General features: G+C 70.5%; 11 protein-coding genes. 8 read left to right on the forward strand and 3 right to left on the reverse strand.

Features of this window, described 5'->3' with window-relative positions; translation table 11 throughout:
- Positions 1–128 precede the first annotated feature (128 nt).
- On the reverse strand, positions 129–884 hold the full coding sequence (locus ACFXBC_RS31995; RefSeq protein ID WP_385032505.1) for a DUF3472 domain-containing protein: 756 nt from the start codon (positions 882–884) through the stop codon (positions 129–131).
- Positions 885–1,303: 419 nt separating this feature from the next.
- Between ACFXBC_RS31995 and ACFXBC_RS32000 the strand changes: the two genes are divergently transcribed.
- Together ACFXBC_RS32000 and ACFXBC_RS32005 are read left to right on the forward strand one after the other, a co-directional pair.
- Positions 1,304–1,552 (forward strand): hypothetical protein, encoded by a 249-nt coding sequence (locus ACFXBC_RS32000; RefSeq protein ID WP_385032508.1) that lies wholly within the window; start codon positions 1,304–1,306, stop codon positions 1,550–1,552.
- Between the two features lie 528 nt (positions 1,553–2,080).
- Complete coding sequence (locus ACFXBC_RS32005) at positions 2,081–2,245, forward strand: hypothetical protein (RefSeq protein ID WP_385032511.1); 165 nt, start codon at positions 2,081–2,083, stop codon at positions 2,243–2,245.
- A gap of 161 nt (positions 2,246–2,406) precedes the next feature.
- Here ACFXBC_RS32005 and ACFXBC_RS32010 read toward each other — a convergent pair whose 3' ends face one another.
- Both ACFXBC_RS32010 and ACFXBC_RS32015 read right to left on the reverse strand, forming a co-directional pair.
- On the reverse strand, positions 2,407–3,108 hold the full coding sequence (locus ACFXBC_RS32010; protein ID WP_385032514.1) for a Clp protease N-terminal domain-containing protein: 702 nt from the start codon (positions 3,106–3,108) through the stop codon (positions 2,407–2,409).
- Positions 3,109–3,192: 84 nt separating this feature from the next.
- Positions 3,193–4,839, reverse strand: a complete 1,647-nt coding sequence (locus ACFXBC_RS32015; protein WP_385032516.1) for a PucR family transcriptional regulator — start codon at positions 4,837–4,839, stop codon at positions 3,193–3,195.
- Between the two features lie 169 nt (positions 4,840–5,008).
- On the opposite strand from ACFXBC_RS32015, the gene ACFXBC_RS32020 reads away from it, so the two are divergent.
- The 6 genes from ACFXBC_RS32020 to argH are packed head-to-tail and all read left to right on the forward strand — an operon-like array spanning position 5,009 to position 10,902.
- Positions 5,009–5,944: an amino acid ABC transporter permease gene (locus ACFXBC_RS32020; protein WP_385032519.1), complete on the forward strand. Its 936-nt coding sequence runs from the start codon at positions 5,009–5,011 to the stop codon at positions 5,942–5,944.
- On the forward strand, positions 5,937–6,713 hold the full coding sequence (locus ACFXBC_RS32025) for an amino acid ABC transporter ATP-binding protein (RefSeq protein WP_385032522.1): 777 nt from the start codon (positions 5,937–5,939) through the stop codon (positions 6,711–6,713). The genes ACFXBC_RS32020 and ACFXBC_RS32025 overlap by 8 nt, the downstream gene beginning before the upstream one ends.
- Positions 6,713–7,648, forward strand: a complete 936-nt coding sequence (locus tag ACFXBC_RS32030; RefSeq protein ID WP_385032526.1) for an ABC transporter substrate-binding protein — start codon at positions 6,713–6,715, stop codon at positions 7,646–7,648. Before ACFXBC_RS32025 ends, ACFXBC_RS32030 begins: the two co-directional genes overlap by 1 nt.
- A complete protein-coding gene (gene hutI, locus ACFXBC_RS32035) occupies positions 7,645–8,895 on the forward strand; it encodes an imidazolonepropionase (protein ID WP_385032529.1) in 1,251 nt (416 codons plus the stop codon). The genes ACFXBC_RS32030 and hutI overlap by 4 nt, the downstream gene beginning before the upstream one ends.
- Complete coding sequence (locus ACFXBC_RS32040; RefSeq protein ID WP_385032532.1) at positions 8,892–9,581, forward strand: AroM family protein; 690 nt, start codon at positions 8,892–8,894, stop codon at positions 9,579–9,581. The genes hutI and ACFXBC_RS32040 overlap by 4 nt, the downstream gene beginning before the upstream one ends.
- Before the next feature lie 25 nt (positions 9,582–9,606).
- Entirely contained in the window at positions 9,607–10,902 is a 1,296-nt protein-coding gene (argH, locus tag ACFXBC_RS32045) for an argininosuccinate lyase (RefSeq protein WP_385032535.1), read from the forward strand.
- Positions 10,903–10,921: the final 19 nt, after the last annotated feature.

Consider the following 10,921-nt stretch of genomic DNA (forward strand, 5'->3'; position numbering starts at 1 on the left):
GCGCGGCGCGGGGGCGCGGGGGCCGGGGCGCGGGGGGGGCGCGGGCGGGGCGCGGGGGCCCGGCGCCGCCGCCCCCCCGGGGGGGGGCGGGGGTGCGAAGGGGGCGGGATGCCGGGGGGCAGGCCCGGTTACTGCCCGATGCCGTTCTCCTCCGTCGCCCCGGAGGCGTCCAGGGTCACCTTGGCGATGGACTGGCAGGTGTCGCTGAGGCTGGACGAGTTGTAAGTCCCCTTGCCCGCACTGGTGGTGGGGATACCGAAGAGCAGCTTGGAGTACTTGGCGTCGGCACAGACGGTGGCGGGGTTGTTCCAGTCGAAGTACTCGGTCCAGCTGTTGAAACTGGAGCCGGCCATCGGATGGTCACCGTCGATCTTGATGGTCCCGAGGACGGTGGTGGTGCCCGCCGTCCTGTCGACGATGGAGTACTTCCAGTACGAGCCGGACTGCTGCGCCGCCTCCATCGCGTACTGGTGCCCCTCGACGGGCCGCTGGTCGAGTCGGCAGGTCTTGCCGGTGCCGCTCTCGTCGAAGTCCTGGCAGTAGGTGCCGGAACCGCCCGCGGTGGCCTCGGTCCCGTTCCAGATCGAGACGAGGAACATCCCCCCGCCGTCCCGGTGGGTCTGGAACCCCATGTAGCCGGAGGCACCGCTGCCCGCGAAGTCGAACTGGGTCGACCAGTAGGCGTTGTAGTTGCCCGGCGAGTGCTGGAGCGTCATCGGGATGGAGACCGAAGTGACGTCGGAGGGCGCGCTCCAGTAGGCGTACGTACCCGGGGTCTGGCCGGTGTCGGCGGCCTGTACGGGGGCCGCGGGCCCCATGAGCAGCACGGCGGCGCCCGCCGCGGTGGCCAGTGTTCCGGTGGTGAGAAGGTGCCGGATCCGCATGGTGTCTCCTGTGTGGGGGTGGAGTTCACGTGTCCGTACAGCCCGAGGGTGAGCGGTTCTGTTCACCAGAGGCGTTGAACAAGCACGTTCACGCACCAACTGACACCCGTCAACGGCTGTTGCCCGACCGGTGACAAAAGGACAAGCACCGCACCGCCAAAGTCCAAGAGCCACCTGACCGGGGTTGACCGGGCTCCCCGGTGACTGCCGGCCGGCGCGGCGGGCACAAGACCCGCGGCGTGCCCGAGCTGCTCTTGTTCCGGACGGAACGCCGGACCAGTCCCGTCCGGGCCGGCGGAACCGCCCAGCCCCGGCGAGACATCTCTCCGTCCACGGAAACCGGACACACGGCCCGGCGCGTAGCCGCCACCGGCGCCGCGGGGTGCCTGACAGCGGTACTCGGTGCCCTTGCCGGCTGCATGGCCTGGCTCCCGTACGGCCGAAGAGGGCTCTCCGGCGGTTTCGAAGACGAGACCAACCCGGACCTGCTCCTGCTGGGCCTGCCGGTCATGGTGTTCGGCGGCACCGCCACCGCCCTGGCTGTTTACGTCGCCGTACGGGGCCGGTGGCGCACTGCCCTCGGACTGGCGGCGGCCGTCGCGGGGCTCGCCGCCTTGGGGTACTGCTTCGATGTCCAGGCGACACAGCACTGCGCGCCTTCCTGCTGAGCCTGCCGTGCATGTGCTCAGTTTTTCAGCATGAGTTGAACCGCAGGGGTGTGGGTGACGGTCTTGAGTGTGGCGGCTATGGCGGTTGCTGGTCGTAGTCGTCGCCCTTGTCGGCGTGCGGCTCGTCCGGTCGTCGGCGGCCATGCCCCGGCCAACTGGTCGTAAGCCTCGTGCAGCTGTGGTGCGTTGGCCGCGCAGCGGAACGCCGGAGTGGTCATGCCACCGATCCGTACGACCGGCCCGGTCCGGCTCCCGGGATCGTCCGGCGAGCACCCACTCGCCTCCCACAACTACGCACGGCAGTCATCCACTGTGCCCTCGTGGACGGCTCCGGGGACACGCACGAAACCCGTCCTGGCACGGCTCACAACCAAGGCTGAGGCAACCGCACTTGCACTGAGTCCGGGCTCCCCGGTGAACCACCTCGTACGGGCCGCGGCAACGAAGTCCGGACGGGTGGTGGAGAGGCGACCTGACGCATGCCGAGGAGCGCTGCATTCTTTCTCCTGTCACTCAGGAGAACGCCTCATGACCCCGCCCGTACCGGTGACCATCCTCCCCGGCCCGCCGGCCTCGGCCCGCAGCGCCGCCCCGCTCGTCGCCACTTCCTCGGTGACCGCCGTCCCGGACCCGGACGACGTCGTGGAGAGCGCGGAGTGCTCCTGCGACGCCGGTGATGACACCCCCCACTGATCGAGACGATCCAGTCAACTCCGCTCAGGCCCCGGCGTGCTCGCGCCGGGGCCTTGGCCCTGTCCGGCTCACCGTGAGGGTGCCGCTCGTATTCTTCCGCTGGGACTGGCTCCGACCCCGGCGCAGTTTCCGCCCGGACCAGCCGTTTCACCCCTAATTGCCTACTCGTCCCGCCCGGCCGACCGTTCCGCGACCGCGGCCCTGACCGCCTCGCGCAGCTCGTCCGGAGTGAAGCCGAGGTCGTCCAGGATCCGCGCAGCCGGGCTTCCCTCCGTCAGGAGCAGGCCCAGCAGGGTGTGTTCCGTGCCGACCCAGTCGTGGCCGAGAGCGGCCGACGCGCTGCGGGCCTGTTCGATGGCCTCCCTGCTCTCCGGGCGGAATGCGATGTGACCCCGCAGCGCCTTCTGTCCGGCCGGCGGCATCGCCTCCCCGATCGCGTCGCGGACGCGCTGCTCCGACCCGGCTTTGGCGGTCAGCAACTCGTAGGCCAGGCCCTGCGGTTCACCGAGCAGGCCGAGCAGGATGTGTTCGGTGCCGATGGTGTCGTGCTTGTGCGTACGGGCGGCCTCCTGCGCCAGCACGATGCAGTGGCGGTTCAGGTTCGTGTACCGCTCGAAGGGGCCGGGGGCGTGACGCTGCTGGGCGGCCTGCTTGGACACCCCGATGGCGTCGCCGATCTCGGTCCAGGACGCGCCGGTCCGCTTGGCCTTGTTGACGTAGTGGTCGATGAGCTGGTCACCGAGGTCGGACAGGGTCTGGGCGCGCAGTCGCGCTTCGCTGACGTGGGCCAGTTCGCCGGCGTCGGGGAGTTCCGCGTCGAGACGGGCGATCAGGTCGGCCAGGCTGATGTCGAGTGGACTCATGCGTCAACTTTAAATTGACGATCCAGGATCGTCAAGATGTAATTGACGATGACTTGCTCGCCGTACGGACGACGGGCGTCTCCGCTAGCGCCCGGCGGTGCGGGTGCGGACGGAATCCGCCGTACCGCGGAGCCGCAGCTGGAGCCAGGTGACGAGGCGGGCGTCGGGGTCGTCGAGCTGGAGACCGAACAGTTCCTCGGCGCGCCGCATGCGGTAGCGCAGTGTGGTCGGGTGCACCTTCAGCAGCGTCGCCGCGTCGCTGCCGCCGCGAGAACCGTGCGCCAGTACCGCGTGGACCGTGCGGGCGTAGTGCGTGCCGAACCGGCGGTCGTGGTCGAGCATCGCCGCCACCGCGGGGACGGGGTCGGCGAGCGCCTCATTCGGGTCGGACGCGAGTTCCTCCAGTACGACGCGGCCGGCTACATCGGCGCAGGTGGCGACGGGACCGCTCGACGGGTCGGACGAGACGGCCCGCAGGGCCCGGTCGGCGTCCCGGCGTGCCCGTGGGAGCGCCGTCCAGTTCGCGGTGTCGTAGCCGACGCCCGCCTGCACCGCCGTACCGAGCGCCACCGACGCGTTCGCGGCCGTCCACCTGATCAGTCCGAGCAGCTCTCCGGTCCGCTGGGGTTCCGCGAGCACCGCATAGGCCCGGTCGTCCACCACCCCGCACAGCGCGGGCCTGCGGTAGACCTCGAAGTGGCTGTGGGCCGCCTGGGCGAGCCGTGCCGGGACGGATCGCGGCGAGCGCTCCCCGGCCGCGACGCCGAAGCTGACGACGACCGCCGTGGCCGACACGTCGGCGCCGAGCTGCGCCGCGCAGGAGTTCGGTGTCATCGTGCCGCCGAGCATGGCTCCCAGTGCCCGGGTCCGCTGCCGCTGTTCGGCGTCCCGGGCCTGGCGGGCCCGCACGAGATGGACCGCGGTGAGGTTCGCGGCACGCTGCAGCGCGTCTTCCGCCGCGGCGCCGAGGTCCCCTCCCGCGTCGATGGCCCACAACGCGCCGAGCAGTTCGCCCTCCGCCCGTACGGCGACGGCGAGCCTGGGAAGCAGGGTCGGCGCAACCCCGGCGAACCGCACCACGGATGCGGACTTCAGCAGCCGCTCATAGGTGTTCGGGTTGTACGGCAGATCGGGCACCTGCCTGCCGAGGATCGATGATCTGCGGACCTCGTCCGTGGGCTGGTCCGCGAGGCTGGAATAGGCGAGTACCCGCTCGTGCTGGTCCTCGATCGCCACGGCGCCGCCGACCGTCGCGGCGATCATGTCGGCGAGCGCGAACAGGTCGGCGACGCCCTCGCCGGCGCCCGTGCCCAACTGCGGCACCGCCGATGCCGTGGTCGTCAGGACGTCTCTGAGCTGCCCGGCCAGATCCAGCCAGGGCACCTCATCGGTCAGCTCCAGCAGGGCGATACCGGCGTCCTCACAACCACGGGCGAGTTCGGCGGCTGCGAGCCCGGCGTGCGGTGACGCCCGGATCACCACCGCCTCGGCGCCGCTCGCGGTGAGCGACTGGACCGTTTCCTGGACGGCCGGACCCTGCGGGACCGCACCGACGAGCAGGGCGACACCCCCTTGGCAGCTCCCCGCCAGGGGGTCGTGGTCGTCCCACCCGGCCGGCGGGCGCTCATGGACGAAGACCGGGCCGGATATCGAACGGTCATCGCCCTCCGCGGTGCGCAGCCGCAGCCGTCGCGCGCCGACACCCCGCAGCAGCTCATGAAGAGTCGTCACCCGAGCATGCTCGCACAGGAGCAATCCAAGCCCCATGTTTCCTCCGTCACGAGCATGCGGGCTCCGTACGCCGTAGTGGAGAGTGACCACCGGGCACCCGCACAAGAGGCGCCGCCCAGCCATTCAGCACGAACAAACTCAGCCATCCAGCACGAACAAAGGGGAGACCATGGTGCAGACATCCCCGGAGACGACTCTCCGGGGCGAGCCGGAGATGGTGGCGCTGCGTCACTACGGCCGGTGGATCTACGGCGCCATCGCGCTCGTGGTGTTCGGATACATAGTGTGGCTGTTCGGTCACAGCTCGATCGACTGGAGGACGGTCCGCTCGTTCCTCACCATCGGCGTGATCCTTGAGGGCCTCGGCAACACGGTCCTCATATCCGTCGTTTCGATGGTGCTCGGCGTCGTACTCGGGGTCGTCTTCGCGCTGATGCGGCTCTCCGAGAACCCGGTCACGCGGACCATCTCGTGGCTGTACGTGTGGCTGTTCCGCGGTACGCCGGTGTACCTGCAGCTGCTGATGTGGTTCAACCTCGCGATCATCCTGCCGCGCATCGGTCTCCCCGGCCTGGGAAGCGTACCGACGGTGTCGCTGATCACGCCGTTCGTGGCCGCGGTGCTCGGACTCGGCGTCAACGAGGGCGCCTACATCGCCGAGATCGTGCGCGCCGGGATCTCCTCGGTCGCCCCGGGCCAGCGTGAGGCGGCCATGGCCATCGGGATGCGGCCGATGCGCATCATGCGGCGGATCGTGCTGCCGCAGGCGATGCGGGTGGTCGTCCCCCCGCTCGGCAACGACTTCGTCAATCTGCTCAAGACATCCGCGCTGGCCAGCGCCATCTCCTTCAGCGAACTCCTCAACAGCGCCCAGCAGATCTACTTCATCAACAGCAAGGTGATGGAGCTGCTGATCGTAGCGGCCGTCTGGTACCTGGTCGTCGTCTCGGTGTTCAGCATCGCGCAGTACTTCGTCGAGCGGCGGTTCAACCGCGGTAGCACGCACGGCTCCAGCCCGACGCTGGCCGAAACAGTGTGGAAGGCGATGACCTCGACGCGGCGTACGCGGCGGGGGAACCGGCGGACAGGAGACGCACATGGATGAGCAGCCACAGCAACCACTGGTCTACGCCCGCGAGGTGCGCAAGCGCTTCGGCCATGTCGATGTGCTGAACGGGGTCTCGCTCTCGGTGTCGGCCGGGGAGGTGTGCTGTCTGATCGGCCCCTCCGGTTCGGGCAAGTCCACCTTCCTGCGGTGCATCAACCGGCTGGAGGCCATCGACGGCGGTGTGCTGGAAGTCGACGGAGAGTTCGTCGGCTACCGCAGAAGGGGCGGCAAGCTCCACCAGCTCGGCGAGCGCGACGTCGCCTCGTTCCGCGCGCGCGTCGGCATGGTGTTCCAGCACTTCAACCTGTTCCCGCACATGAACGCGCTGGAGAACGTGATCGAGGGGCCGGTGCACGTACTCGGGCGCCCGAAGGCGGAGGCCGCGGAGCGTGGCCGTGAGCTGCTCGCCCAGGTCGGCCTCGCCGGGAAGGAGGGCAACTACCCCTCGCAGCTCTCCGGCGGCCAGCAGCAGCGGGTGGCGATCGCACGGGCACTGGCCATGGACCCGGCAGTGCTGCTGTTCGACGAACCGACCTCGGCGCTCGACCCCGAGCTCGTCGGCGATGTGCTCGGCGTGATGCGGGCGCTCGCCGCGCGCGACATGACGATGATCGTGGTCACCCACGAGATGGGTTTCGCCCGTGAGGTCGCCGACACGGTCGCCTTCATGGACGGCGGTGTGATCGTCGAGGCGGGGGATCCCTCCGACGTGCTGGAGAACCCCCGGAGTGACCGCTGCCGCTCCTTCCTGTCCAAGGTGCTGTGATGGCGATCCCCACCAAGCGGCGCAGGCTGCACACGCTGATCGTGCCGACCGTCGTCATGCTGCTCGCCGTCGCCGGATGCGGCAGCCCGCGGGACACCCCTGCGCTGCATCCGCCGTCGAACCGGAAGGCGCTCGACGCCGTACGGGCCGACCCGCGGCTGCGGCAGATGCTGCCCGCCGATGTCCGCAGGAGAGGCCGCCTGGTCCTGGGGCTGAACCCGATCTTCGCGCCGATGGAGTTCCGGCCACCGGGCTCCGACGAGATGCACGGATTCGACCTGGACTTCGCCCAGGCACTGGCCAGGACACTCGGCGTGCGCCTGAAGGTGTCGGTCTCGCCGTTCGACCAGTTGATCAACTCGCTGAACACCGACCGCGTGGACCTGGTGATCTCCGGGCTGTCCGACTCGAAGGCCCGGGAGCAGACCCTGGACATGATCGATTACTTCCAGTCCGGCGCCCAGGTCTTCACCACCACCCGGAAGGCGGGCGCCCAGCACGACCTTCGGCAGCTGTGCGGCCAGTCGATCGGACTGAGCAAGACCACCGACAACTACGGCACGATCCAGAAGTTCAGCGCCGAACAGTGCGTGGCGGCCGGGAAACCGCCGATCAGGATCGTCGGCGTGGATTCGTCGGCCAGCGCCCGGCTCCAGCTGCAACAGGGCCGGGTCGGCGCCTCCGTACAGGAACCGGAGACGCTGGCCTACGTCATGAAGCAGGCGCCCGGCACCTTCGTCCGGCTGGGAAAGCCGCTGAACCCCGCCCCGTACGCGATCGCGATCTCCAAGCAGAAGAAGCAACTCACGACGGCGGTGCTCAGTGCCGCCCGCAAGCTCTTCGCGGACGGCGTGTACGCCGAGTTGCTGAGGACCTGGAACTTGCAGGGGTCCGCGATACCGAAGCCCGGCTTGAACCTGAAGGGAAGGCAATGAGCGGAGAAGACCTCAACGTGGTGGGCGCAGCCGCCCTCGTACTCGTACGGGACGACGGCGGGCCCAGGCGCGGGAAGGCACAGGGCGAGGTGGAGATACTCGCCGACGGCGCGGTCGCCATCCGGGCGGGCCGCATCGTCGCCGCCGGACCGACCGATGAGGTGCTGCGCGCCGCGGGCCCCGCCCCGACGCTGGACGCTCGCGGACGCACCGTTCTGCCGGGGCTGGTCGAGTCCCACACCCACCCGCTCTTCGGCGGTGACCGGCATCGCGAGTACGCGGAGAAGCTCTCCGGCACGGTCCCGCAGGACGCGGCCGCGCCGCGCGGGATAGGCGCGGCCGTGCTGCACACCCGCGAGGCCGAGGACGATGCGCTGCTCTCCGATGCCGCACGTACCTATGCGCGGCTGCTGCGCGGCGGCGCCACGACCGTCGAGGTGAAGACGGGGTACGGACAGTCGACGCGTCAGGAACTCCGCGCGCTCGGCCTGCTGCACCGCTCGCGCGCCACGACGCCGCAGTCCCTGGTGCTGACCTTCCTCGGTGCGCATGTGGTGCCCCCCGAGGCGGCGGACGCGGAGAGCTACGCCCGGCTCGTACGGGAGGAGATGCTCCCCGCCGTGGCCGAGCAGGGCTTCGCCGATCTGCACGACCTCGTGTGCGAGGAAGGGGTCTTCGATGAGAGCACCGCCGCGCAGCTGCTGGCCGCCTCCCGGAAGGCGGGGCTCCCCGCACGTGTGCACGCCGACGCCAACGCGGCCTCGCGCGGCTGGGCGACGGCGGTCGCCGGCGGCGCGGTCGCCGCCGACCACCTGACCTACACCCCCGACTCCGAGATCCGTGAGGTGGGAACCACCTCCACGGTCGCCGTGCTGCTGCCGGTCGCCGAGCAGCTCTACCTCGACGACCGCCGGGCCAACGCCCGGCTCTTCATCGACGAGGGTGTCCCGGTGGCGCTGGCGACCGACTACTGCTCCGCCCTCCACCCGACTTCGACGCTGCTCAGCCTGGCGCTCGGGACCAGCTGGTTCCGGATGACCCCGGCCGAGGCGATCACCGCGACGACCCTGAACGCCGCGTATGCCTGCGCCCGCGGCCACGACCGCGGCTCGATCGACATCGGGAAGCGCGGCGATCTCACCATCGTCGACTGCCCGCATCCCAACGAGATCTGCGTCAGCATGGGCACCGCGCCGCTCGGTGCGGTGGTCATCGAGGGTCGCGTCGTCCTGGGCGGTGCCGCATGAGGCCCATCGGTCTGCTCACCATCGGCCAGAGCCCGCGGCCCGACATCGAGCCGGCCCTCGCCGGAATCCTCGGCGCTGACGTCCCGCTGGTGTGTGAGGGCGCTCTGGACGGCCTGTCGTCCGAAGGGCTCGGCGAGCTGGCGGCCCCGGCGGGCCGGGCGGGCATCGAAACACGGCTCGCCGACGGCAGCACCCTCGTGATGCGGAAGGACGCGCTGCCGTCACTGCTGCGGGCGGCCGTGGCCAGGCTGCCGTCCGACGTACGACTCGCGGCCTATCTGTGCACCGGCGAACTCCCGGACATCGGCCGCGAGGGGCTGCTGCTCCTCGACTCCGGCGCCCTCCTGCACGGCACGGTCGCCGCCGCGGCGCAGGGCCAGCGGCTGGGCGTGATCAGCCTGCCGTCCGACCTGGCCGAGGCGCCCGAGTCCTGGGCCCGCCATGATCCGGAAGCGCTGTACGCGGCGGCCGACCCGTACGGCGACGGGCCGCCCGTGGCCGAGGCCGCACGCGAGCTGGCCGATTCCGGCGCGACGCTCCTGGTACTGGACTGCATGGGTTTCGGCGCCCGGCACCAGGCGGAAGCCGCACGCGGCTCCGGTCTCCCGGTGATCTGCCCCACCGTCGTGCTCGGTCACGCGCTCGCCGCGCTCACCGCGCCGGTCCCCGAGCGCCACGCACGCTGACCAGACCCAACGAAACGGAGTAGGAATGACCACCCGACCCAAGCCCCTGTGGAGCGGCCGACTCGAAAGCGGCCTGGATCCACAGGTGTTCGACTTCAGCGTGCTCGTCGAACAGGATCGGCGGCTGCTGCCGTACGACCTCAGGGCCTCGATCGTGCACGTCCGCATGCTCGAACGCCAGGGGCTGCTCGACGCGTCCGATGCGCGGGCGCTGCAGGACGCGCTGGCCCAGGTCGAGTTCGCCCCCGACCGCGACGAGGACATCCACTCCATGATCGAGCGCATCCTCGTCGAGCGCCTGGGCGAACTCGGGAAGCGCGTGCACGCCGGCCGCTCCCGCAATGACCAGACGGCGGTGGCCACCCGGCTGTGGGCGCGGGACGCCGCCACCGGGGCGGCGCACTCGGTGGGCAAGCTGGTACAGACCCTCATCGACCGCGCGCGCAGCGACGGAGAACTGATCCTCCCCGGCTACACCCACCTGCAGCGCGCGCAGCCGATCACCCTGGGGCACCACCTCGCGGCCCACGCCACCGCGCTCCTGCGTGACATCACCCGGTTCGACGCCGCCGGAGAAGCCGCCGCCGTCTCTCCGCTCGGCGCGGGGGCTCTCGCGGGAAGCAGTCTCGGTCTGGACCCGGAGTTCAGCGCGGACGAACTCGGCATGACGGCGAGCTTCGAGAACAGCCTCGACGCCGTATCCGACCGGGACTTCCTGCTCGACCTGTGCTACGCGGCGACGGTGACGATGGTGCACCTCTCGCGCATGGCCGAGGAGCTTGTGCTGTGGACCTCGCAGGAGTTCGCCTTCGCGGAACTGGCGGACTCCGTCGCGACCGGTTCCAGCATGATGCCGCAGAAGAAGAACCCCGACGTCGCCGAACTCGTGCGGGGACGCACCGGCATCGCCATCGGCAGGCTCACCGGGCTGCTCGCCCTGCACAAGGGGATTCCGCTCTCGTACAACCGCGACCTGCAGGACACCAGGCCGGAGGCGTACGAGCAGACCGACGCCGTACGGCAGTCCACCGAGGTGTTCTCGCTGGCCTACGCCACGATCGGATTCAACGCCGACACCATGCACGCGGCCGCGGCGGACGGGCGCACGGTGGCGACGGATGTGGCGGAGCGCCTCGTCACCGAGGGAAGCACCTTCCGTGACGCCCACCATGCCGTGGCCGCGCGGGTCGCCGCGGGCGAGCGGTTCGCATCGCCCACGGTCGACGAAGCGGTCGCCGCACGTGACGCGCGGGGCATGCCGGCCGCCTACCGGGAGCAGCTCGACCGGCTCCAGGCGCGCCTCGACGACCTCCTGGCGTAGGCGCGGCGGCCGTCAGGGC

It is taken from the genome of Streptomyces sp. NPDC059398, from assembly GCF_042751845.1.
Taxonomy (GTDB): Bacteria; Actinomycetota; Actinomycetes; order Streptomycetales; family Streptomycetaceae; genus Streptomyces.

What these genes read in the sequence shown, in the direction of transcription:
- ACFXBC_RS31995 (WP_385032505.1), bottom strand. Translation starts at nt 884, where the DNA reads ATGCGGATCCGGCACCTTCTCACCACCGGAACACTGGCCACCGCGGCG.
- ACFXBC_RS32000 (WP_385032508.1), top strand. Translation starts at nt 1,304, where the DNA reads ATGGCCTGGCTCCCGTACGGCCGAAGAGGGCTCTCCGGCGGTTTCGAA.
- ACFXBC_RS32005 (WP_385032511.1), top strand. Translation starts at nt 2,081, where the DNA reads ATGACCCCGCCCGTACCGGTGACCATCCTCCCCGGCCCGCCGGCCTCG.
- ACFXBC_RS32010 (WP_385032514.1), bottom strand. Translation starts at nt 3,108, where the DNA reads ATGAGTCCACTCGACATCAGCCTGGCCGACCTGATCGCCCGTCTCGAC.
- ACFXBC_RS32020 (WP_385032519.1), top strand. Translation starts at nt 5,009, where the DNA reads ATGGTGCAGACATCCCCGGAGACGACTCTCCGGGGCGAGCCGGAGATG.
- ACFXBC_RS32025 (WP_385032522.1), top strand. Translation starts at nt 5,937, where the DNA reads ATGGATGAGCAGCCACAGCAACCACTGGTCTACGCCCGCGAGGTGCGC.
- ACFXBC_RS32030 (WP_385032526.1), top strand. Translation starts at nt 6,713, where the DNA reads ATGGCGATCCCCACCAAGCGGCGCAGGCTGCACACGCTGATCGTGCCG.
- hutI (WP_385032529.1), top strand. Translation starts at nt 7,645, where the DNA reads ATGAGCGGAGAAGACCTCAACGTGGTGGGCGCAGCCGCCCTCGTACTC.
- ACFXBC_RS32040 (WP_385032532.1), top strand. Translation starts at nt 8,892, where the DNA reads ATGAGGCCCATCGGTCTGCTCACCATCGGCCAGAGCCCGCGGCCCGAC.
- argH (WP_385032535.1), top strand. Translation starts at nt 9,607, where the DNA reads ATGACCACCCGACCCAAGCCCCTGTGGAGCGGCCGACTCGAAAGCGGC.